Below are 22,345 nucleotides of genomic sequence, written 5' to 3' on the forward strand. Positions count from 1 at the left end.
CATGTCCAAGTTCTTCATCAGCCGCCCCAACTTCGCGTGGGTGGTGGCCATCTTCATCATGCTCGCCGGCCTGCTGGCGATACCGGCGCTGCCCGTCGCCCAGTTCCCCAACGTGGCGCCACCGCAGATCTCGATCACGGCCACCTACCCGGGCGCCTCCGCCACCACGGTGATGGAATCGGTGACCAGCGTCATCGAGGAGGAGCTCAACGGCACCAAGGGGCTGCTGTACTTCGACTCCTCCAGCGGCTCCACGGGCCAGGCCGAGATCACGGCCACCTTCGCCCCGGGCACCGAGCCCGCGCTGGCCCAGGTGGAAGTGCAAAACCGCATCAAGAAGGCCGAGGCCCGCCTGCCCGCCTCCGTGATGCAGATGGGCCTGCAGGTCGAGCAGGCCAGCGCCAACTTCCTGATGATCTATTCGCTGACCTACAAGGAAGGCGGCGGCGAGCGCAGCGAAGTGGCCCTGTCCGACTACGCCGTGCGCAACATCAACAACGAGATCCGCCGCATCCCCGGCGTGGGCAAGGTGCAGTTCTTCGCCGCCGACGTGGCCATGCGGGTCTGGGTCGATCCGCGCAAGCTGCTGGGCTACGGCCTGTCGGTGGCCGATGTGAATGCGGCCATCGCCGCCCAGAACGCCCAGGTGCCGGCGGGCAGCTTCGGAGGCACGCCCGCGGGGCCCGACCAGGAACTGAGTGCGACCATCGCGGTCAAGGGTACGCTGGCCTCGCCCGAGGAGTTCGGCCAGATCGTGCTGCGCGCGCGGGCCGATGGCTCGGTGGTGCGCCTGGCCGACGTGGCACGGCTGGAGATCGGCCAGCTGGACTACAGCTTTTCCTCGCGCGAGGATGGCCGGCAGGGCGTGGCCGCCGCCGTGCAGCTGGCGCCGGGCGCCAACGCGTTGCAGACCGCCCAGGCCGTCAAGGCCCGCCTGGCCGAGCTGTCGCAGAACTTCCCGGCCGACATCCAGTATTCCGTACCCTACGACACCTCGCGCTTCGTGGAGGTGGCCATCGGCAAGGTGATCCAGACCCTGGTGGAGGCCGTGGTGCTGGTGTTCCTGGTGATGTGGCTGTTCCTGCAGAACCTGCGCTACACGCTGATCCCCACCATCGTCGTCCCCGTGTGCCTGGCCGGCACCCTGGGCGTGATGTATGCGCTGGGCTTCTCGGTCAACATGATGACCATGTTCGGCATGGTGCTGGCCATCGGCATTCTGGTGGACGACGCCATCGTGGTGGTGGAGAACGTCGAGCGCATCATGGCCGAGGAGGGGCTGTCGCCGCTGGCTGCCACGGTCAAGGCCATGCAGCAGGTCTCGGGCGCCATCGTCGGCATCACGCTGGTGCTGGTGGCGGTGTTCCTGCCGCTGGCCTTCATGAGCGGCTCCGTGGGCGTGATCTACCGGCAGTTCTCGCTGTCGCTGGCCGTCTCCATCCTGTTCTCGGGCCTGCTGGCGCTGACCTTCACGCCGGCACTGTGCGCCACGCTGCTCAAGCCGGTCGCCAAGGGCCACCACGAGGAAAAGAAGGGCTTCTTCGGCTGGTTCAACCGCCGTTTCGCGGCCCTGACCGCGCGCTTCGACATCCTCAACCAGCGCCTGGTGCGGCGCGCCGGCCGCTGCATGCTGGTCTATGCGGCCATCGTGGGCGTGCTGGGCGTGGCCTATACGCGCATGCCCGAGTCCTTCGTGCCCTATGAGGACATGGGCTACTACATCGTCGGCGTGCAACTGCCGCCGGGCGCGACCACGGCGCGCACCAAGGCCATGGTCCAGGACATGGAGCAATACATAGCGAGCCGTCCCGCCACGGCCCACGCCGAATTCCTGATGGGCTACAGCTTCTCGGGCATGGGGCAGAACGCGGCCCTGGCCTTCGTCACGCTCAAGGACTGGTCGGTGCGCGGCGCGGGCCAGGCATCGTGGGACGAAGTGCAGGCGTTCAACCAGCGCTTCGCCAGCCTGTCCGACGGCACCGTCATGGCCCTGGATCCGCCGTCCATCGACGGCCTGGGCAACTCCGGCGGCTTCGCCCTGCGCCTGCAGGACCGCGCCAACCTGGGCCGCGAGGCACTGACCGCCGCGCGCGACCAGCTGCTGGCCAAGGCCAATGCCTCGCCCATCATCGCCTACGCCATGATGGAGAACCTGGAGGATGCGCCGCAGCTGCGGCTGGACATCGACCGCCGCAAGGCGCAGGCCCAGGGCGTGGAGTTCAGCGCCATCAACACCGCGCTGTCCACGGCCTACGGCTCGGCGGTGATCAATGAGTTTCCCAACGCGGGCCGCCTGCAGCGCGTGGTGGTGCAGGCCGACACGCAGGCCCGCGCGCAGCCCGAGGACCTGCTGCGCCTGCATGTGCCCAACGCCAGCGGGCAGCAGGTGCCGCTGTCCAGCTTTGCCACGGTGCGCTGGGAAAGCGGGCCGGTGCAGATCTCGCGCTACAACGGCTATCCGGCCTTTCGCATCTCGGGCGACGCCAGGCCGGGCCATACCACCGGCGAGGCCATGGCCGAGCTGGAGCGCATCATGACCGAGATGCCGCGCGGCATAGGCTACGAGTGGACGGCGCTGTCCTTCCAGGAGCGGGCCGCCGGCGCGCAGGCGCCCAAGCTGTTCGCCCTGGCCATCGTGGTGGTGTTCCTGCTGCTGGTGGCCTTGTACGAGAGCTGGAGCATTCCCGCCGCCGTGATGCTGATCGTGCCCATCGGCGCGCTGGGCTCGGTGCTCGCCACCTCGGCCGTGGGCCTGTCCAACGACGTGTACTTCAAGGTGGGCCTGATCACCATCATCGGCCTGGCCGCCAAGAACGCCATCCTGATCGTGGAGTTCGCCAAGGACCTGCATGCGCAGGGGCATTCCCTCATGGATGCCGCCTTGCAGGCGGCCCGCCAGCGCTTCAGGCCCATCGTCATGACCTCCCTGGCCTTCATCCTGGGCGTGGTGCCGCTGGCGCTGGCCTCGGGCGCGGGTGCGTCCAGCCAGGCGGCCATCGGCATCGGCGTGATCGGCGGCATGCTGTCGGCCACGCTGCTGGGGGTGGTGTTCGTGCCCGTCTTCTTCGTCTGGGTGCTGTCCCTGTTCCGGCGCAAGGCGCCAGCCGCCGCCCATTCCGCCTTGCAGGCTCCAGCCACCGCCATCGAATGAGTGCCATGTCCATGTCCTTCTTCCCCCGCGCCCTGTGCGCCCTCGCCGCCGGCCTGGTGCTGGCGGGCTGCTCGCTCGCACCGGTCCATCACCGCCCGGATGCCCCCATCCCCACGCAATGGCCCCGCGAGGAGGCCGCGCTCACGCTGTCATCGGCCGCCGCCACGCTGGACTGGAACGGTTTCATCGCCGACGAGCGGCTGCGCCATATCGTGGACCTGGCCCAGTCCAACAACCGGGACCTGCGCCAGGCCCTGCTCAACGTGGAGGCGGCGCGCGCCATGTACCAGATACAGCGCGCCGACCGGCTGCCTGGCGTGGGCCTGCAGGCCGGCGGCACGCGCCAGCGGCTGCCGGGCGACCTGAGCGCCTCCGGCCAGCCGCAGGTGCAAGGCAACTGGCAGGCTGGCGTGGGGCTGGCCGCCTTCGAGCTGGACCTGTTCGGCCGCGTGCGCAACCTGTCCGAGGCGGCGCTGGGCGAATACCTGGCCACCGAAGAGGCGGCACGCGCCGCCAGGATCAGCCTGGGCGCGGAGGTGGTGCAGGCCTACCTGGCCCGTGACGGCGCGATGCGTCACCTGCAGCTGGCCAGGAGCACACTGCAAAGCCGGGAGGCGTCGCTGCGCCTGACCGGTGAGCGGCGCAAGGCGGGCGCGGCCACCGCCCTGGATCATCAGGAAGCGCTGGGACTGGCGGCCCAGGCCCGTGCCGACCTGGAGCGCGGCGAACGCGAGCTGCGCCAGGCCGGCAATGCCCTGCTGCTGCTCACGGGCGTCACCGACCTGTCTCCGTACCTGCCCGAGCAGCCGGCCCAGGCCCCCTTGCTGCTGCAGGACATCTCGGCCGGAACACCTTCGGAGCTGCTCATCCACCGCCCCGACATCCAGGCGGCCGAGCACCGGCTGCGCGCGCGCAGCGCGGACATCGGCGCCGCGCGCGCGGCGTTCTTCCCGCGCATCTCCCTGACCGGTTTTCTGGGCTCGTCCAGCGCCGAGCTGTCCGATCTCTTCCGCTCGGGCCAGCGCGCCTGGTCGTTCTCGCCCCAGGTCACGCTGCCCCTGTTCGATGGGGGGCGCAACCGTGCCAACCTCGACCTGGCCGCGGTGCGCAAGGACATGGCGGTGGCCGCCTACGAGCAGACCGTTCAGACCGCGTTCCGCGAAGTGGCCGACGCCCTGGCCGCCACGGACACGCTGCGGCGCGAGGAAGCCGCGCGCCTGGCGCTGCTGGACAGCAGCCGCCAGGCCCTGCGGCTGGCCGAGGCACGCTACCGCGCCGGCGTGGACGACCATCTGCGCTATCTGGATGCCCAGCGCAGCGCCTTCGCCAACGAGGGGGCCTACATCGACACCGTGACCCGGCGCCAGGTTGCGCTGGCCCAGCTGTTCCGCGCGCTGGGCGGCGGCTGGAGCGCTTGCGGGCCGCTGTGAATCCGCAGGGGCCTCAGAGCGCCCCGAACACCTCGGGCAAGGCGGCTTCGCGCGGCATGCCGCCATAGGCCTTGACGCTGCCTGCCTCCTGCAGCACCACGATGCCCGGCGTTCCGCGAAAGCCCAGCGACAGCATGAGCTTGTGGTGGTCGTCGAGCGCCTTGCGCATGTCGGGGCCGACGCTGAAGGCAGGCGCGATGCCGCCCTGGCCGGCCTTTTTCTCATGCTCCAGCAGGGCGGCCGCGCGGTCCGGTGCCTGCAGGATGGCGGCTGCCTTGGTGGCGCTGTCGTCCCGGATCACGCCGACCAGGATGTGGCGCAACTGCACCTTGCCCGCATCCACCCAGGGGCGTGCGGCCTCCCAGAACTTGTGGCAGTACTTGCAGTTGGGGTCGGTGAAGGTATAGATCACGCGCGGTGCCTCGGCCTTGCCGTCGCGCACCCAGGTGGTGGCCTCCAGCTGTGACCGGACCTTGTCGTCCGCGGCCCTGGCGGCAGCGGACGGTGCCGCACGGGTCACTGCAGCTCCTTCCGCGGCGGCTGCCCATCCTGCCGCCAGAAACAGGCTGGCAGCCAGGGTTGCAGAAACTGCGGTGCGTTGAAAAGGCATGGAAACTCCTTGGATCGGCCGAATGAATGAGGGGGTAGCGCCGCGCGGCAGGCGTGCAACACCGGGTGCTGTGGGAACAGCGGCGGGAGATGTGATTCAGTGTGCCCGCGCTGCGTTCCCTCGGTCCCGGAAATCGCTGACGCAAGTCTTCCCCGCTACGGCATTGTCGGCCCGAGGGGGCTCAGCGTGGCGATCGTGACGGCGCCTTCAGGAGGAATTCCTTCAGGTTGGCCACCTGGGCCTTTTCGAAAAGCCGCGCCTTGTAGGTCAGCACGGTGGTGGGCGATATCTGCAGGGCGCGGGCGGTTTCCTTGGCGGTGCGGCCTTGCCACAGAAGCTCCGCCACCTGGCGTTCGCGGGTGGACAGGGAGCCCATCCCGGACAGCGGTTCCGTCAGCGGCGTGGGCTGCGCCCCCACGATCTCGCCATGGCGCTGTGCCAGTGCGATCAGCAACGGGGCGCAGCAGTGCAGCAGGGTGGTGGTGTCGCCGGACACCGCATGCGAGAAGTACAGGTTCACATAGCAGGCATGACCTTCCCAGAATCCCAGCAGGGAGATCTTGCTCGCAAAGCCCGGCTTCTCGAACAGTTCCTGGCGGTACTCCGTGTCGCGGATGCTCTGCGAAGACAAGGCCGTCAGGTGGACCTGCGAGGCGCGGTCCCGGGCGTGATCCCGGGTGCCGTGGCAGACCCGCTCGTAGTTGGGGTCGCGCAGGTACAGGCGGTCGACATAGACGTCCGTGGTCCATTCGATCATCGATTGATCGCGCAGGCTGGCGCAGCGCGCATAGCCGATGCGACCGCCGCGGTCGTAGCGCAGATGGGTGAGGTGATCGGCGCCCACGGCGTCATGCAGTCCCCGCAGCAACGTGGCATGGAACGTGGGCCGTCCCAGTTCACGCACGGCCTCGGGGGTCAGGGCGTTGCGTGCCGGCGTGGGAATGACCGGCTCATGGGTCTCCATCTTCTGTACTCCTGTTGGCCGTGATGCTTGCACAGGCGGCGTGTCGTCATTCGATAGGACAGACGGTGTACGCGCGGACTTCTAGAGTGGTCTCACCCACTATAGAACGCCGCTATCGGACGGTCCATCGATGCAACAACTACCTGTCTATCCATACAGACGGCCACGGGAACTCGATGTCGCACGGGCCGAGCCCCATCCGGTCGCCATCGTCGGCGCGGGCCTGAGCGGACTGACGGCCGCGCTCGACCTGGCGCGGCGCGGCGTGCGCGTCGTGGTGCTGGACGACGACAACACCGTGGGCGTGCGCGGCCTGGCCTCGCGCGGCATGGTCTGGGCACAGCGCACGCTGGACATCTTCGAGCGGCTAGGCGTGGCCGGCGCGGTCGTGTCCAAGGGCGTGCGCTGGAACCTCGGGCGCGTGCTGTGCCGGGACGAGGCCGTCACCTGCTTTCGCCTGCAGGAGCAGCCCGATGTCCGCCACAACGGCTTCGCCAACCTTCAGCAGTACTACGTCGAGAAATTCCTGGTCGAGGCCTTGCAGCGCGAACCCCTGGCCGAGTTGCGCTGGCTCAACCAGGTCCAGGCGGTCAAGCCGCTGGGCGACTGCGTGGAACTGCAAGTGGCCACGCCCGACGGCGGCTACCGCACCCGGGCGCAATGGGTGCTGGCCTGCGACGGCGCCCACAGCGGCGTGCGCACTGCGCTGGGCCTTCAGCCGCAGGTGTATGACCGCACCGAGGACCGCTGGATCATCATCGACATCGTGCTGCGCACAGGCCGGTGGCCCGAGGAGCGCTGGACCTGGCTGGATGCCGGCGCCAATGGCGGGCGCGCCGTGTGGCGCCACAAGATGGCGGACGACACCTGGCGCCTGGACTTCCAGCTGGCCCCCGGCGAGGACGCTGGCGTCGCCACCACCGAGGCCGCCATGCGTGCCCGCGTGGCGCGGCTGGTGGGCGAGGGCGTGGACTTCGACATTGCCTGGTCCGGCGCCTGGAGCTACCGCCATGAATGCCTGGAGCAGATGCGCAGCGGCCGCGTGTTCTTCGTCGGCGACGCGGCCCACCTTGTCGCGCCCTTTGGGGCACGCGGCGGCAACGGCGGCATCCAGGATGCCGACAACCTGGGCTGGAAGCTGGCGCTGCACTTGCAGGGCCAGGCCGGCGACGTACTCATCGACAGCTACGCCCATGAACGCAGGCATGCGGCGCTGGAGAACATCCGCCAGGCCCGCCGCGCCGCGCGCTTTGTGCATCCGGGTCCGCAGGCCTCGGCCGCGCTGTGGCGCGAGGCCATCATCGCGCTGGCCCCGTCGCATGACTGGGCGGCCCGCATGGTCAATACCGGGCGGCTGTGCATGCCGGCCGTCTATCCGGCTTCCCGCCTGGTGCGCAGCGGGACGGCGCTTGCCGGCATGGCCTTGCCGAACGTGGTGCTGCGGCGCGAAGCGGCCGGCGCGGTCTCACTGCACGCGCTTCTGGGCCCCTGGTTCACCGCCCTGGTCATGGACGATGAGCCACCGCCCTGGCGGCCCTCGCATCCGCTGCTGCAGTGGGTGGCCGTGGGCCGGCACTGCGATGGCGCAGGGCGCGCCGCGCTGCGGCGCCAGTTGCAGTCCCGGGCCGGCGAGGGTGCGGCCGTCTGGCTGATCCGGCCCGACCAGCATGTGATGGCCGTGGTGGCCGCCGATGCGCTGCACACCATCGGCGAATGGCTGCACGCCGCCCTGGGGCAGGAAGACAGCGTTCGCGAGGAGGCCTGACCCATGCCCGCCACCCAGCCCCAGCTCGACGACCTGCTCGAACACCTGATCGCCCTGACCGATGTGCCCGACCCCGCCGTGCAGCGCGACCGGCTGGCGCGCCTGGTGCTGCTGCTGGCCGAGCGCGTGGGCGATCCCGCCGCCGTGCAGGCAGCCATCGGCGAAGCCATGCGCGGGCAGGCATTGGCCCTGGCCATCGCCTGAGCACGCCACCCCCCCCCTTCTTCACCCCACCGCCTGCAGGAACCCCCATGAACCGCAAAGCCTTCGCCTCCCATGCCGACCTGGCCGACAGGAAGATCACCTTCGAACGCCTGTCCGACAACGCCTATGCCTATACCGCCGAGGGCGACCCCAACTCCGGCGTGATCATCGGCGACGACAGCGTGATGGTCATCGACGCCACGGCCACGCCCGCCATGGCGCAGGGCCTGATCCGCGCCATCCGCTCGGTCACCGACAAGCCGATACGCCATGTGCTGCTCACGCATTACCACGCGGTGCGCGTGCTGGGGGCCTCGGCCTATGCGGCCGAGGGCGCCGTCAACGTGTTCGCCAGCCAGGGCACGCGGGAGCTGATCGCCGAGCGCGGGCAGGCCGACATGGACTCCGAGATCGGCCGCTTTCCCCGGCTGTTCCAGTCGGCCGAAACCATTCCGGGCCTGACCTGGCCGACCGTGGTCTTCGAGCGCGCGCTGACCCTGTTCCTGGGCACCCTCGAAGTGCGGCTGATGCACCTGGGCGCGGGCCATACCCGGGGCGACACCATCGCCTGGATTCCTGCGCAGGGCATCTGCTTTTCGGGCGACCTGGTGGAGTTCAATGCCGGCGTCTACACCGGCGACGCCCACCTGGCGCAGTGGCCCGCCACGCTGGACGCGCTGCAGGCCCTGCAGCCTGCACAACTGGTGCCGGGCCGGGGGCCGGCGCTGCGCACGCCGCAGGACAGCCTCGCCGCCATCGACTACACGCGGCGCTGGGTGCAGACCCTGTACCGCTGCGCGCAGGACGGCGTGCGCGCCGGCCAGTCGCTGCGCGAGGTCTATGCCGCCACGCGCCGCGCCATGGACCCCGAATTCGGCCAGGTCTTCATCTACGAGCACTGCATCCCGTTCGACGTCTCGCGCGCCTACGACGAGGCCAGCGGCATTGCGCAGCCGCGCATATGGACCGCCGAGCGCGACCGCGAGATGTGGGCCGCCCTCAACGACTGAAGAAAAGGAGTCTTCCATGAAACTCGCCACCCTCAGGAACGCCAGCCGCGACGGCTGCCTTGCCGTCGTCAGCCGCGACCTGCGGCGCATGCGCACCGTGCCCGAACTGGCCGCCACGATGCAGCAGGCGCTGGACCGCTGGGACGACGTGCTGCCCGGCCTGCGCGCGCAGTACGAGGCGCTGAACGCAGGCGCCGGGCCTGCACGGCCCTTCGATCCCCGGCACTGCGCCGCGCCGCTGCCGCGCGCCTACCAGTGGCTGGATGCCTCCTCCTACCTCAACCACGTGGACCTCACGCGCCGCGCGCGCGGCGGCGAGATGCCGCCGTCCTTCCTGGTCGATCCGGTGATGTACCAGGGCGGCTCCGACGACTTCATGGGGCCGTGCGACGACATCGTGGCGGCCAGCGAGGAACTGGGCGTGGACCTGGAGGCCGAGGTCGCCGTGGTGACGGGCGACGTGCCACTGGGCGTCGATGCCCAGGCCGCGCTCGGCCATGTGCGCCTGCTGGGCCTGGTCAATGACATCACGCTGCGCAATCTGGTCGTGCCCGAACTGGCCAAGGGTTTTGGCTTTGTTCAATCCAAGCCGGCCTCGGCGCTGTCGCCCGTGCTCGTCACGCCCGATGAACTGGGTGCGCATTGGCATGGCGGCAAGCTGCACCGCGCCATGGAGGTCTGGCTCAACGGCCGCCAGATCGGCTGCCCGCAGGCCGGCGAGGAAATGCAGTTCCACTTCGGCCAGCTGATCGCCCACGCGGCCCGCACGCGCCGGCTGGTGGCCGGCACCGTGCTGGGCAGCGGCACCGTCTCCAACCGCAGCGATGTGGTCGGCGTGTGCTGCCTGGTCGAAGCCCGCGTGCGCGAGCAGCTGCGCGAGGGCTGCATGCGCACGCCCTTCCTGCGGCACGGCGACCGCGTGCGCATCGAGATGCGCGACGGTGACGGCGCCAGCCTCTTCGGCGCCATCGAGCAGGTGGTGCGGATCGGCGGGGCATGAGGCCGCCTCCCACCCGGACAGGCCCCAGGCCGGCGCAGACCGGTCCCATTCAAACGCCAAGGAGACAAGCATGCCTACCACCGCCTCCCTGCCGCTGCCCCAGCAGACGGCGCGGTCACGCGAAGACCGCAAAGTGCTGACCGCCACGCTGGTCGGCACCACCATCGAGTGGTACGACTACTTCATCTACGCACAGGCCGCGGGCCTGGTGCTGGGGCCGCTGTTCTTCACGCCCTTCGCCCAGGACAATCCCGGCCTGTCGCTGCTGCTGGCCTTCGCCACCGTCGGCGTGGCCTTTCTGTTCCGCCCGCTGGGCGCCATCGTCTGCGGGCATCTGGGAGACCGCTTCGGCCGCAAGGCCGTGCTGTCGGGCACGCTGATCCTGATGGGCGCGGCCACCACGCTGATCGGCCTGCTGCCCGGCTATGCGCAGATCGGCCTGTGGGCGCCCGTGCTGCTGATCCTGCTGCGCGTGCTGCAGGGCTTTTCGGCCGGGGGCGAGTGGGGCGGCGCGGCCCTGATGGCGGTGGAGCATGCGCCGGCCGGCAGGCGCTCCTTCTTCGGCGCCTTTCCGCAGATCGGCGTGCCCCTGGGCATGATCGCCGCCACCGGCGTGCTGTGGGTGGTGACCGCCATCCTGGGCAAGGAGCGCTTTGTGGAATGGGGCTGGCGCCTGCCCTTTCTGTTCTCGGTGGCGCTGGTGGTGGTCGGCGGCCTGATCCGCCGCTCGGTGCAGGAGTCGCCCGTGTTCCTGCGCATGCACCAGCGCCGCCGCGAATCGGCCGCGCCGCTGGGCCATCTGTGGCGCCACCACCGCCGCCAGGTGCTGCTGACGGCCCTGATCTTCGTGGGCAACAACGCCGCTGGCTACCTGCTGGTGGCCTACTTCCTCAGCTACGGCCAGCGGGTGCTGCAACTGCCGCCGCAGCAGCTGCTGGCCGCCTGCACGGCAGCGGCCTTCGGATGGCTGCTGTCCACGCTGGCCGGCGGCCTGCTGGGCGATCGCATCGGGCGGGTGCGCACCTTCCAGATCGGCTACGTGGTGCTGGCGGTATGGGCGATTCCGCTGTGGCTGCTGGTCGATACCGGCCAGATCGGCTGGTTCCTCCTCGCGCTGCTGGTGCTGTCGGTGCCGCTGGGCCTGACCTACGGTCCCCAGGCGGCCCTGTATGCCGAGATGTTTCCAGCCCGGGTGCGCTACTCGGGCGTCTCGGTCGGCTACGCGCTGGGCTCCATCCTGGGCGGGGCCTTTGCCGCGACCATCGCGCAGTCGATCATCGCCACCTGGGGCCGGTCGTGGCTGGTGGGGGCCTACATCGTGGCGATGGCCGCCATCTCCTTCATCGCCGTGTCCTGCGTGCAGGACCGGCCCGGCGCCAGCCTGGACGATGCAGGCTGAACACGGGCCGTCGCGCCGCCTCAGAACGATCCGCGCAGCGTCAGCATCACATTGCGGGGCTCGCCGTAGTGGCTGCTGTTGAGCAGGTTGCCCACGGAGACGTAGTAGGTCTTGTCGAACATGTTGTTGAAGTTCAGCGACGCTTCCCACTGCCGGTTGATGCGGTAGCGCACGTGGCTGTTCCAGACGGCGCGGCCCGGTACGGTGACGGCCACCACACCCACCTGGCGGTAGTTGGAGCTTTGGGCATTCACGCCGCCGCCGATGGTGAAGTCGCTCCATGTGCCTGGCAGGCGGTAGGTGCTCCACACGCGCAGCAGGTGCCTGGGCGTGTAGGTGTTGAAGCTCTTGCCCTCGCTGCTGATGTCCTGGGCGTACTTGTTGCTGTTGTAGGTGTAGCCCGCGAACAGCTTCCAGCCGCGTGTCAGTTCGCCGCTGATCTCGGCGTCCAGGCCCTGGCTGCGGACCTTGCCGGTGTCGGTATAGCAGTAGTAGCCGTCGCGGCAGGTGGGGCTGGTGGAGAGGTCTTCCTGCGCGCGGTGGTTCTGGTTCACGCGGTACAGCGCCAGGGAGGTGTTCACGCGCTTGTCCATCAGCTCGCCCTTGATGCCGATCTCGTAGGTGTCCCCGGTGATGGGCTTGAGGTTGCGGCCGGCCTCGTCGAGCAGCGCCTGCGGCTTGAAGATGGTCGAATAGCTGGCATAGGTCGACCACTGCGGATCGATGGCGTAGATGGCGCCTGCGAACGGCATCAGCTTCGTGTCGCCCTGGGGAGCCTTGCTCACGCTGAGCCCGCCGGCCGTGCGGCTGTAGGTGTCCCAGTCGGTGGCGTAGCGGCTCAGGCGCGTGCCCACGACCAGCTTGAGCGGATCGCTCAGTTGCAGGCGCAGCGCGCCGTAGAGGCTGGTCTGCTCGGTCCGGGCGAGGCGGTTCTCGTTGAACACGGCGGCCAGGGCCTCGTCGCCAGGCTCGGCGATGTGCGCGTTGGGTGCGGTGACGTCGATGGGACTGGCCGTGGTGAACGCGCTGTAGGTGGTGTCGGCACGCGAGCGGTTGTAGGTGGCGCCCAGCACCACTTCATGCTGGCGGCCGAAGGCGTCGATGTCGCCCGTCAGGTGGGCGTCCAGGCCCATGGCGTTCATGTGGGACCGGGTCATGGCCGGGGTGTTGCCGCCCAGCATGGTGGCCGGGTTGACCGAGCGCAGCGAGGCCGCGTACTTCAGGTCCAGCTCCTCGCGCAGATAGATGGCCGAGACCTTGGCGCGCCAGCGGTCATTGAACTGGTGCGTCAGGTCGGCGTACAAGGCCTTGTTGGAGTTGTCCTGCCGGTTCCAGTCGGCGCCCAGGAAGGTGGAACGCGGCAGGCCGATGTCCGTGCCGTTGGCATAGCGCGGCAGGCCCGAGATGAAGGGGCGGCCCTTCATGCTTTCGAGGCTGCCACCCAGGCTCAGCTGCGTGTCCGCCGACAGCCGGTAGTCCAGCGTGCCGTACAGCGTGGTGTTCCGGCTGTTCACATAGTCGATGAAGGAGTGCTCGTCCTGGCGGTCCAGCACGGCACGGCCGCGCAGCGTGCCTTCCTGGTTGAGCGTGCCGCTGGCATCCACCTGGGCGCCGTAGCGGTCCCAGGAACCGGCCCTGGCCATGACGCTGACCCCCGACTCCGCCAGCGGGCGCTTGCGCACCAGGTTGACGGCGCCGCCGGGGTCGCCCCCGCCCTGCATGAGGCCGTTGGCGCCGCGCAGCACCTCCACGCGGTCGTAGATGACCGAGCTGCCCGCGTAATTGCTGGCACGGCCGTACAGGCGCTCCACGGGAATGCCGTCGTACTGCATGCTGGTCACGTCGAAGCCGCGTGCATAGATGTACTTGCCGCCCTGCGGGCTTTGCAGCAGGGTGATGCCCGTGGTGCTGGCCAGGGCCTCGTAGACCGAGGTGATGTTCTGCTCCTTCATGAGCTGGTCGGTCACCACGCTGATGGACTGGGGCATGTCCTTGAGCGCCTGCTCGCTCTTGCCCATGCTCACGGCCCGCGCCGCATAGGCGCCCGTGCCTTCGGTGGAGGCGCTGCGCAGGGCCTGCGCCGTCACCTGGACTTCGCCCAGCACCTGCGTGCCGGCGGCGGGCCGGGGCGCGGGCTTGAGGGTGAAGCCGCCGTTGCGCTCGGTGGCGATGGCCAGGCCCGAGCCACCCAGCAGCTGCTGCAGCGCCTGGCGCGGCGTCAGCAGGCCCTTGACGGCCTGTGCGCTGCGCCCGGCCAGATCGGCCTCGTCGAACAGCACCTGCTGGCGCGCCTGCTTGCCGAACACGCCCAGCGCGGTGGCCAGCGGCTGGGCCGCGATGTCGAACTGCATCCGTGCCTCCTGCGCCTGTGCTGCGGCTGGCAGCGCCATGGCTGCCACGGCGCCCGCCACCAGCAGCGGCATGGCCGCATGGCGTGCGCCTGCCCAGAATGCCCCTCCATGGCTGCCCTGCACACTGGCTGTCAGCACCTGGCCCATCAGGGCCCCTCTCAGTTGTCTTGCCCGCTTCACGTTTGAATCCTGCATCTTCATTGCATGGCGCTCATGCGCCAGATCGCACCGCGCGTGCAGTGGGGCGGCCCTCGCCGGACATGCCCACCAGGCCATGCCGCAAAGGCTCGCTCGCCCACCTGCGCACGCGGCGCACCGCGTTTGCTGCCGTTGGCTGGGGGCGAAGTCCTGCTTCGATCCTGTTGGCTGGCAGCCGGGGGAGCCCGGAAATCCGGTCCCCATCCGTTGAAGACGAGGATTTCGGCGAAGGCATGAACCTGCCGCGCCGCCTTTAATTGAAACAATATGTATCTTTGTGTCAGCGACTGGCGATCAGCCATTCGCCCGATGGCTGTCTGCGCACGCGCACCGGGATCAGGTCGGGCAGCAGCTCGATGAAGGGCTCGGGCGAGGCCGTGGAGAAAAAGGCGGACACCGGCAGGTGGCCGAGTTCCTCGGACGCGAGCAGCACGGGCCTGCCCAGGTAGCGGGACAGCTCCTGGGCCACCTCGGCCAGCGGCGTGCGCTTGAAGCGCAGCTGTCCGCTGCGCCAGTCGCCCACCGAGTCCGCGGGTGCGGCCACCGGTGCGTGGCTGCCCGTCTCCGGATCGATGGCGACGCCCGCATTCGCGCCCAGCAGCAACGCCGGAGCGTCGGCGTCATCGCGGTCCGCCCTGACCTCGACCTTGCCGCGCAGCACCTTGACCACCAGGCGCGGCGGCGCGGCACGCACGTTGAAGGCCGTGCCCACGACCTTCACCCGGCTGCGGCCCGAGTCCACGGTGAAGGGGCGCGCCGCATCGGGTGCGACCTCGAAGAAGGCTTCTCCCTGGTCCAGCACCACCTCACGGCGGCGCGGGTAGTAGTGCACCTGCAAGCTGCTGTCGAAATTCAAGGCCACGCGGCTGCCATCGGGGAGATCGACTTCGCGCGTCTCGCCAGGGCCCGTGGCCATCCGCAGCGTGTAGCGGGCGGTGTTGTCCCAAAGATGCCATCCCCCCAGCAGCAGGACGCAGCAGCAGGCCAGGGCCGCCGCCGCGAAGGCGCCGGTCCGGCGGCGCGGGCGCAGGGCAGTGGGCACCCGGGACCGGGGCGACGGGACCTGGGGAGCGCCTTGCGCCTGCGCATCGTCCCTGGCCTGCTGGAGTCGAGCGAACAATTGCCGCGTGCGGCCCATGCTGTCGAAGATGTCGCGGTGGAATGGGTCGGCCTGCAGCCATGCGTCGAGAGCGCGCTCGTCCGCGGCCGTCCAGCCCGGTGTCTGGCGGCGGGTGAACCAGTCGGCGGCGGTCTCGTGCAGGTCCACCAGTGTGTCTGGCGCCATTCCTGGGGGCGGTGTCTTGTTCATGGCGTGGGGCCGCATCCGGGGGCCTGTTCGGGGTCTGGCGCGGTGTCGGCGGTCAGGCGCCGCATCTGCTCCATGCTCCCGTATTGGAGCCGAAGTTCGCAGTAGGCATAGGCCCGGCTCACATGCCGGGCCACCATGCGCACCGAGATGGCCATGCGCTGCGCGACCTGCTCCTGCGTGAGGCCCTCCAGGATGTGCAGCGTGAAGGCCTCGCGCTGGCGCCCGGACAGCTCGCCCAGCGCGTCCTCCAGGCGGGCCAGGTACTGTCGGTTCTGGGCCTGGTGGACGGGGTCGTGGCTGTCATCGGCGGGCTGTTCCAGCCGTTCCTCGCCGCCGTCATCGGCCGGCACGGTGGCGATGGCCCGCTCTCCGCCTTGCCTGCGCCACTGGTCCACGGCGAGATTGCTGGCGGCGCGGCTCAGGTAGGCCTGTTCCTTGCCTTCCTCCGGCAGGCGGCCCGAGGCAGCCATCTGGGTGAACACCTGCTGCGCCGTGTCCTCGGCCTGTGCGCGGCTGCCCAGGCGCCCCTGCAGCAGCCGTACCAGCGGCTGGCGCCAGCGCGCATAGAGCGCGGCCAGCGGGGAGGCGGGGACCATGCCGCCCTGCGCGGCGGCCAGGGGGTCGCGCTTCATGACCTCTGCCCTGCGCCGTGCGTGCATGGCACGGCCCCCCGGGCCGGAGGCTGGGGGAAGCGCAGTATGTCGGCAGTCGGCAAGGGTGGCGGCACGGGGGCGGGGCGCTGGCGCAGCAGCGGCCAGGGCATGGTGGTCTGCGGAGTCCAGGGCGGAAGGTTGCGGCGATTGTACTGAGACTGATTCGCATTGATGCGATTCAGCACATGCCAAAGGATTCATGGTCACAATCCCGCCTTGGAGACCCCTGGTGCTGTCGGAGATACCTGTTCCGAGGATGAAAGAATGACAACCCCCAGATGCATTGCCCTCGCGTTCCTGCTGGGCCTTCCCCTGCTGGGGCAAGCCCAGGCCCAGGCACCGGCCGAGCCCGGCGTCCAGGTCGGCTTCTCGCCCGAAGGCTCGGCGCGCACGCTGGTGCTGGAGACCATAGGCAGCGCGCAGCGCAGCATCCAGATGCTGGCCTACGCCTTCCAGGCCCCCGATATCGTGCAGGCGCTGGTCGATGCCCGCAAGCGCGGCGTTCAGGTGCGCGTGGTCATCGACAAAAAGCGCAACCTGGGCAAGACCAGCAGGAAGGCCATGGACGCCGTGACAGCCGGCGGCGTGGAACTGCGCACCAACGACCATTTCCACATCCACCACGACAAGACGATCATCGTGGACGGCGAGACGGTGCAGACAGGCTCCTTCAACTATGCGCCATCGGCCGAGACGGCCAATTCCGAGAACGTCGTCGTCATCCGGGGCATGCCCGATGTCGCGAGCCAGTATGTGGCGCACTGGCGGTCGCGCTGGGATCTGGGCAAGCCCTATCCCGAGCGATGACGGGTGTCTGATCAAGAAAATGGCGATTGCTGCCCAGCCCAAGGCCTGGCGGTGCAACGGGGCAGCTTGCTCGTCGTACAGTTGCGCCCGGACGGCGGTCCCTCCTGTGCCCTTCCCATGAACCCCACCCCCCACATCCAAGGCTGGTGCCCCGGCGCCTGGCAGCCCATGGCCTCCGGCGACGGGCTGGTGGTGCGTGTGCGCCCGCCGCTGGGGCGACTGACGGTGGCGCAGGCGCGCAGGCTGGCGCGGCTGGCCCTGGTGCATGGCAATGGGGCGCTGGAGCTGTCCAGCCGCGCCAATGTGCAGCTGCGCGGCATTGCGCCCGAGCGCCATGGCGCCGTGCTGCGCGCGCTGGCGGCGGCGGGCCTGCTCGATGCCGATGCGGGCCGCGAGCGGCGGCGCAACCTGGTGGTCGATCCGCTGTGCCAGCCGCAGGAACAGGTCCATGCGCTGGGCCGGGCGCTGCAGCAGGCGCTGGACGACGCCGACGATCTGGCGGGCCTGCCCGCCAAGTTCGGCTGGTCCGTGGAGGGCTCGCAGGGCCGGCTGGCAGGCGTGTCGGCCGATATCCGTCTGCAGCGCGCATCCACGGGGTGGCTGGTGCAGCCCGACGGTCGCGGCCAGGCGCTGGCCGTGGCCGATGCAGGCCAGGCCGTGGCCGTCGGCCTCGTGCTGGCGCGCTGGTTCGCTGGACAGGCGGCCCGACGCCGGGCACAGGGTCTGCGGCCCGGTCGCATGGCGGCCGTGGCGGAGGCGCTGGAGCCGCCACCAGGCATGGCCTGGGTGGCGGCACAGCCTGCCGTGCACGGCGAAGGGCCTGCTCCGGGTGCCGTGCCCGGCCTGGGCTGGCTGGTGGGGGCGCCGCTGGGCCGGCTGCGGGCCGAGGCCCTGGCGCTGCTGCTGCGCGCCCTGCCGGGCGCCACCTGCCTGCGTGCCACGCCCTGGCGCATGCTGCTGCTGGAAGACCCGGCGGCCGGTGCACAGCGGCCTGCCTGGTGGGCCGCCGCGGGCCTGGACGGCGCCAGCGACTGGATCACCGAGGCCCGGGACCCGCGCCTGCGCGTGTCGGCCTGCACGGGGGCGCCCGGCTGCACCCAGGCGCTGGGCCCCACGCAGGCCCTGGCGCTGGAGCTGGCGGCGCAGGTGCCCGAAGGCGCCCATCTGCACGTGACGGGCTGCGCCAAGGGGTGTGCGCGCCAGGCGCCGGCCAGCGTGGTGCTGCGCGCCGAAGAACAGCAGGGACAAGGCCCGGTCTATGCCGTGGTACGCCATGGCAGGGCCGGGGATAGGGCGCAGGAGCAGCAGACCCTGGCCGCGGTGCGAGACAATCCGGGATTGCTGTTTTCAAAAGAATAATGCTGCACCGCTACGAAACCGATGGCGCCGAGATCTACCGGCAATCCTTTGCCACCATCCGCCGGGAGGCGGCGCTGGAGCGCTTCTCCCCCATGGAAGAGCGCGTGGTGGTGCGCATGATCCACGCCGCCGGCATGGTGGAGCTGGCCCCGCACGTGGCCTTTTCTCCCGGCATGGCCGAGGCCGCCGCGCAGGCCCTGCAGCAGGGCGCGCCCGTGCTGTGCGATGTGCGCATGGTCAGCGAAGGCATCACCCGCTCCCGCCTGCCCGCCGCCAATCCCGTCATCTGCACGCTGAACGACGAGCGCGTGCCCGCGCTGGCCCGCGAGATGGGCAATACGCGCAGCGCCGCCGCGCTGGAGCTGTGGCGCCCCCACCTGGCCGGCGCCGTGGTGGCCATCGGCAATGCGCCCACGGCGCTGTTCCATCTGCTGAACATGCTGCAGCAGCCCGACTGTCCCCGGCCGGCGGCCATCATCGGCTGCCCCGTGGGCTTTGTCGGCGCCATGGAATCCAAGGAGGCGCTGATGCAGGACCTGCCCGTGCCCTCGGTGGTGGTGCGTGGCCGCCTGGGCGGCTCGGCCATCACCGTGGCGGCCGTCAACGCGCTGGCCAGCCATGTCGAGTGAGCCGCTGCGCCCCAGCCAGGGCGGGCCTGGCATCGTCTGCGTGGGCCTGGGCCCGGGCGACCCGGAACTGATGAGCGTCAAGGCCGATCGCCTGGTGCGCGGTGCGCGCCAGGTGGCGTTCTTCCGCAAGAAGGGCCGGCCCGGCAAGGCCCGCCAGCTGGTGGCCGGCCTGCTGGCCGAAGACGCCGCCGAGCACGCCATGGAATACCCGGTGACCACCGAGCTGCCCGTGGACAGCGCGGACTATGTGGACCTGCTGGCGCGCTTCTACGATGACTGGTGCCTGCGCCTGGAAACCCTGGCGCGCACCGAGCAGGTGGTGGTGCTGTGCGAGGGCGACCCGTTCCTCTACGGCTCCTTCATGCACCTGTACACCCGGCTGCGCGAACGCGGCCGGGTGGCGCTGGAGGTGGTGCCCGGCATTCCCGGCATGGTGGGCTGCTGGCACGCCACGGGCGAGCCCATCACCTGGGGCGACGACGTGCTCAGCGTGATGACCGGCACCCTGTCCGAGGACGAGCTGGTGCGCCGCATGGACTCGGCCGAGGCCCTGGTGGTCATGAAGGTGGGCCGCAACCTGCCGCGCATCCGCCGCGCCCTGCAGCGCGCGGGCCGGCTCGATGCCGCCTGGCTGGTGCAGAACGGCACCACCGACAGCGAGCAGGTGGCGCGCCTGGCCGAGGTGGCCGACGACGCCTGCCCCTACTTCGCCATCGTGCTCGTGCACGGCCAGGGCCGCCGGCCGGAGGCCGCATGGTGAGCGGGCGGCTGACCGTGGCTGGCCTGGGGCCGGGCGCGCTGCAACAGATCACGCCCGAAGTGGCGCAGGCCCTGCAGACCGCCACCGACGTGGTCGGCTACCTGCCCTATGTGGCGCGCGCCCGGGCGCTGGTGGAAGGGGCAGGAGACGCCGGCCGCGTGGCCTGGCATGCCTCGGACAACCGCGTGGAGCTGGAGCGTGCGCGCCAGGCGCTGGCGCTGGCGGCCCAGGGGCGGCAGGTGGTGGTCGTGTCCTCGGGCGATCCGGGCGTTTTCGCCATGGCTTCGGCCGTGTTCGAGGCCATCGAATCCGCAGGGCCTGCCGAATCCGCAGAGGCCGCACAGTGGCAGGCGCTGGACGTGCAGGTGCTGCCCGGCATCACCGCCATGCTGGCCGCTGCCGCGCGGGCCGGCGCGCCGCTGGGCCATGATTTTTGCTGCATCAATCTGTCGGACAACCTCAAGCCCTGGCCCGTGATCGCGCGGCGCGTGCAACTGGCCGCCGAGGCCGATTTCGCCATGGCCTTCTACAACCCGCGCTCCCGAAGCCGGCCCGAGGGCTTCGTGCGCCTGCTGGAGCTGCTGCGCGCCCATTGCGAGCCGCAGCGCCTGCTGGTGTTCGCGCGTGCCGTGTCCACGCCCGACGAGCAGCTGCGCGTGTGCACGCTGGCCGAGGCCCGGCCCGAGATGGCCGACATGCGCACCGTGGTGCTGGTGGGCAACAGCAGCACGCGCCACGTGGGGCGCTGGGTCTACACGCCGCGCCACTACGGCATGGATGGCGGCTCCCCGGGCAGCGCGCCATGAGCGACCCAGTGCAGCACCGCCTGTACCGACTCGGTGCGCGGACGGTCGGGCAGGCCGGGGCGCTGGACCATCACCACGGGCAGGCCCAGGCCACGCGCGGCATCGAGCTTGCCGCGCGTGGCCTCGCCGCCCGCGTTCTTGGCCACCAGCCATTCGATGCCGTGCGTACGCAGCAGCGCCGCGTCATCGGCGGCGCTGAACGGGCCGCGGCCCAGCACCACCGAGGTGCGGGGCAGGGGCAGGCTGCCGGGGGCGGGCGCATCGACCAGTCGCAGCAGGTAATGGTGCTGCGGCTGGCTGGCAAAGGCGTCCAGCTGCTTGCGGCCCACGGCCAGGAAAACCCGTGCGGGTGCCTGGGGCAGGGCGGTGGCAGCCGCTGCCATGTCGGGAACGTCCACCCAGCGTTCGCCGGCCTGGGGTTGCCAGGGCGCGCGCTCCAGCGCCAGCAGGGGCGTGCCCGTGGCGGCGCAGGCCGCGCAGGCGTTGCGGCTCATCTGGGCGGCAAACGGGTGGGTGGCATCGACCACATGGCTGATGGCCTGCGCGCGCAGAAACTGCGCCAGGCCTTCGGCACCGCCGAAGCCGCCCACGCGCGTGGGCAGGGGCTGGGCCACGGGCGCCCGGGTGACGCCCGCATACGAGAACACGGCGGCGATGCCGGCGCGGTGCAGGGCCTGGGCCAGCTGGCTGGCGCCGCTGGTGCCGCCCAGCAGGAGAACATGGGGCATGACTGATCCCTGGTTGACATTGATAGGCCTGAACGAGGACGGCCTGGACGGCCTGGCGCCCGCCGCCCGGCGCGCGCTGGACGCCGCCGACACCGTCTTCGGCGGGCCGCGCCACCTGGCGCTGGCCCGGGTGGGCGAGCGCGGCCGGCCTTGGCCCGTGCCTTTCGACGTGGCGCCCGTGCTGGCCTGCCGGGGCCGGCCCACGGTGGTGCTGGCCTCGGGCGATCCGTTCTGGTACGGGGCGGGCGGCAGCCTGGCGGCGCACCTGGCGCCGCAGGAATGGCGCTGCCACGCCCAACCCTCGACATTTTCGCTGCTCGCGGCCCGCCTGGGCTGGAGGCTGGAGGCCACGGTTTGCCTGGGCCTGCATGCCGGCCAGGTGCAGCAGCTGCTGCCGCATCTGGCGCCTGAACGCCAACTGCTGGTGCTGCTGCGCGACGGCGCCGCCGTGGCCGCGCTGGCCGGCTGGCTGGTGCAGGAAGGCTGGGGCGACAGCCGGCTGCAGGTGATGGAGGCCGTGGGCGGCCCGCGCGAGCGCCGCCGCGCCTGGCCTGCGGCCGAGGCCGTGCAGGCCCTGGCCGCCGACCCCGCGCAGGCCCCGGTGGCCGTGGCCGTGCTGGCCCGGGGCGGTGCCGCCCTGCCGCAGGTGCCGGGCCGGCCCGACGCCTGGTATGCCAACGACGGCCAGATCACCAAGGCCCCGGCCCGCGCGCTGACCCTGGCGGCCCTGGCGCCGCGCCACGGCGAATGCCTGTGGGACGTGGGCGGCGGGTCGGGCTCGGTGGCCGTGGAGTGGTGCCTGGCGGGCGGCACGGCCATCAGCCTGGAGCGCAATCCAGCGCGTGCGGACAACATCCGCGCCAACGCCACGCGCTTCGGCCTGCAATCCCGCCTGCGCGTGGTGCAGGGCCTGGCACCCGAGGCCTTCGATGCCTTGCAGGCGCTGGCGGCGCCCCAGGCCGTGTTCGTGGGCGGGGGCTTCAATGCCGCGCTGTTCGAGCGCCTGCGCGCGCTGATGCCCGCCGGCTGCCGCCTGGTGGTCAACGCCGTGACGCTGGAGACCCAGGCCCTGCTGGTGCAGTTGCAGGCGGACCATGGCGGCCAGTTGCTGCGCCTGGAGATCGCCAGCGCCGAGCCGCTGGGCCGCATGCGCAGCTGGAAGGCCGCGCGCCCGCTGGTGCAGTGGAGCTGGCAGCGATGATGCCACCGGCA

19 protein-coding genes are annotated in these 22,345 nt (G+C 70.7%); 13 read left to right on the forward strand and 6 right to left on the reverse strand.

Going from position 1 to position 22,345, the window contains the following annotated elements; translation table 11 throughout:
- The first annotated feature begins 1 nt into the window (after position 1).
- Together L1Z78_RS03790 and L1Z78_RS03795 are read left to right on the forward strand one after the other, a co-directional pair.
- Positions 2-3,151: a multidrug efflux RND transporter permease subunit gene (locus L1Z78_RS03790; RefSeq protein WP_234640227.1), complete on the forward strand. Its 3,150-nt coding sequence runs from the start codon at positions 2-4 to the stop codon at positions 3,149-3,151.
- 5 nt (positions 3,152-3,156) lie between these two features.
- The gene (locus tag L1Z78_RS03795) at positions 3,157-4,581 is read left to right on the forward strand and encodes an efflux transporter outer membrane subunit (protein ID WP_234640228.1); all 1,425 of its coding nucleotides are present in this window, start codon (positions 3,157-3,159) and stop codon (positions 4,579-4,581) included.
- 13 nt (positions 4,582-4,594) lie between these two features.
- On the opposite strand, the gene dsbG is transcribed toward L1Z78_RS03795, so the two are convergent.
- Together dsbG and L1Z78_RS03805 are read right to left on the reverse strand one after the other, a co-directional pair.
- Complete coding sequence (gene dsbG, locus L1Z78_RS03800) at positions 4,595-5,191, reverse strand: thiol:disulfide interchange protein DsbG (RefSeq protein ID WP_234640229.1); 597 nt, start codon at positions 5,189-5,191, stop codon at positions 4,595-4,597.
- A 181-nt stretch (positions 5,192-5,372) separates the two neighbouring features.
- Positions 5,373-6,155: a helix-turn-helix domain-containing protein gene (locus L1Z78_RS03805; protein ID WP_234640230.1), complete on the reverse strand. Its 783-nt coding sequence runs from the start codon at positions 6,153-6,155 to the stop codon at positions 5,373-5,375.
- Positions 6,156-6,285: 130 nt separating this feature from the next.
- On the opposite strand from L1Z78_RS03805, the gene L1Z78_RS03810 reads away from it, so the two are divergent.
- The 5 genes from L1Z78_RS03810 to L1Z78_RS03830 all read left to right on the forward strand — a co-directional run bounded on the left by L1Z78_RS03810 (position 6,286) and on the right by L1Z78_RS03830 (position 11,533).
- Entirely contained in the window at positions 6,286-7,920 is a 1,635-nt protein-coding gene (locus L1Z78_RS03810; RefSeq protein WP_234640231.1) for an FAD-dependent oxidoreductase, read from the forward strand.
- Between the two features lie 3 nt (positions 7,921-7,923).
- Positions 7,924-8,124 (forward strand): DUF2783 domain-containing protein, encoded by a 201-nt coding sequence (locus L1Z78_RS03815; RefSeq protein WP_234640232.1) that lies wholly within the window; start codon positions 7,924-7,926, stop codon positions 8,122-8,124.
- A 47-nt stretch (positions 8,125-8,171) separates the two neighbouring features.
- Positions 8,172-9,134, forward strand: a complete 963-nt coding sequence (locus tag L1Z78_RS03820) for an MBL fold metallo-hydrolase (protein WP_234640233.1) — start codon at positions 8,172-8,174, stop codon at positions 9,132-9,134.
- A 16-nt stretch (positions 9,135-9,150) separates the two neighbouring features.
- On the forward strand, positions 9,151-10,134 hold the full coding sequence (locus L1Z78_RS03825; protein ID WP_234640234.1) for a fumarylacetoacetate hydrolase family protein: 984 nt from the start codon (positions 9,151-9,153) through the stop codon (positions 10,132-10,134).
- A 70-nt stretch (positions 10,135-10,204) separates the two neighbouring features.
- Positions 10,205-11,533, forward strand: a complete 1,329-nt coding sequence (locus tag L1Z78_RS03830; RefSeq protein ID WP_234640235.1) for an MFS transporter — start codon at positions 10,205-10,207, stop codon at positions 11,531-11,533.
- A gap of 20 nt (positions 11,534-11,553) precedes the next feature.
- On the opposite strand, the gene L1Z78_RS03835 is transcribed toward L1Z78_RS03830, so the two are convergent.
- The 3 genes from L1Z78_RS03835 to L1Z78_RS03845 form a co-directional block, all read right to left on the reverse strand.
- Positions 11,554-14,064 carry a TonB-dependent siderophore receptor gene (locus L1Z78_RS03835; RefSeq protein WP_234640236.1) on the reverse strand — a complete coding sequence of 837 codons (2,511 nt, stop codon included), beginning with the start codon at positions 14,062-14,064 and terminating at the stop codon, positions 11,554-11,556.
- A 298-nt stretch (positions 14,065-14,362) separates the two neighbouring features.
- A complete protein-coding gene (locus tag L1Z78_RS03840) occupies positions 14,363-15,367 on the reverse strand; it encodes a FecR family protein (RefSeq protein ID WP_234640237.1) in 1,005 nt (334 codons plus the stop codon).
- A 20-nt stretch (positions 15,368-15,387) separates the two neighbouring features.
- Positions 15,388-16,023: an RNA polymerase sigma factor gene (locus L1Z78_RS03845; RefSeq protein ID WP_234640238.1), complete on the reverse strand. Its 636-nt coding sequence runs from the start codon at positions 16,021-16,023 to the stop codon at positions 15,388-15,390.
- A gap of 285 nt (positions 16,024-16,308) precedes the next feature.
- Between L1Z78_RS03845 and L1Z78_RS03850 the strand changes: the two genes are divergently transcribed.
- The 5 genes from L1Z78_RS03850 to cobJ all read left to right on the forward strand — a co-directional run bounded on the left by L1Z78_RS03850 (position 16,309) and on the right by cobJ (position 20,405).
- Positions 16,309-16,851 carry a phospholipase D family protein gene (locus tag L1Z78_RS03850; RefSeq protein WP_234640239.1) on the forward strand — a complete coding sequence of 181 codons (543 nt, stop codon included), beginning with the start codon at positions 16,309-16,311 and terminating at the stop codon, positions 16,849-16,851.
- Between the two features lie 117 nt (positions 16,852-16,968).
- Positions 16,969-18,210: a precorrin-3B synthase gene (cobG, locus tag L1Z78_RS03855; RefSeq protein WP_234640240.1), complete on the forward strand. Its 1,242-nt coding sequence runs from the start codon at positions 16,969-16,971 to the stop codon at positions 18,208-18,210.
- Entirely contained in the window at positions 18,210-18,839 is a 630-nt protein-coding gene (locus tag L1Z78_RS03860) for a precorrin-8X methylmutase (RefSeq protein ID WP_234640241.1), read from the forward strand. Before cobG ends, L1Z78_RS03860 begins: the two co-directional genes overlap by 1 nt.
- Complete coding sequence (gene cobI / locus L1Z78_RS03865) at positions 18,829-19,599, forward strand: precorrin-2 C(20)-methyltransferase (protein ID WP_234640242.1); 771 nt, start codon at positions 18,829-18,831, stop codon at positions 19,597-19,599. Before L1Z78_RS03860 ends, cobI begins: the two co-directional genes overlap by 11 nt.
- The gene (cobJ, locus tag L1Z78_RS03870) at positions 19,593-20,405 is read left to right on the forward strand and encodes a precorrin-3B C(17)-methyltransferase (RefSeq protein WP_234640243.1); all 813 of its coding nucleotides are present in this window, start codon (positions 19,593-19,595) and stop codon (positions 20,403-20,405) included. The genes cobI and cobJ overlap by 7 nt, the downstream gene beginning before the upstream one ends.
- Here cobJ and L1Z78_RS03875 read toward each other — a convergent pair.
- On the reverse strand, positions 20,366-21,133 hold the full coding sequence (locus L1Z78_RS03875) for a cobalt-precorrin-6A reductase (RefSeq protein WP_234640244.1): 768 nt from the start codon (positions 21,131-21,133) through the stop codon (positions 20,366-20,368). The genes cobJ and L1Z78_RS03875 overlap by 40 nt on opposite strands.
- Here L1Z78_RS03875 and cbiE point away from each other — a divergent pair.
- Positions 21,132-22,334 carry a precorrin-6y C5,15-methyltransferase (decarboxylating) subunit CbiE gene (gene cbiE, locus L1Z78_RS03880; RefSeq protein ID WP_234640245.1) on the forward strand — a complete coding sequence of 401 codons (1,203 nt, stop codon included), beginning with the start codon at positions 21,132-21,134 and terminating at the stop codon, positions 22,332-22,334. The genes L1Z78_RS03875 and cbiE overlap by 2 nt on opposite strands.
- The last annotated feature ends 11 nt before the right edge of the window (positions 22,335-22,345 follow it).

This window comes from Delftia tsuruhatensis (assembly GCF_903815225.1).
Taxonomy (GTDB): domain Bacteria; phylum Pseudomonadota; class Gammaproteobacteria; order Burkholderiales; family Burkholderiaceae_C; genus Comamonas; species Comamonas tsuruhatensis_A.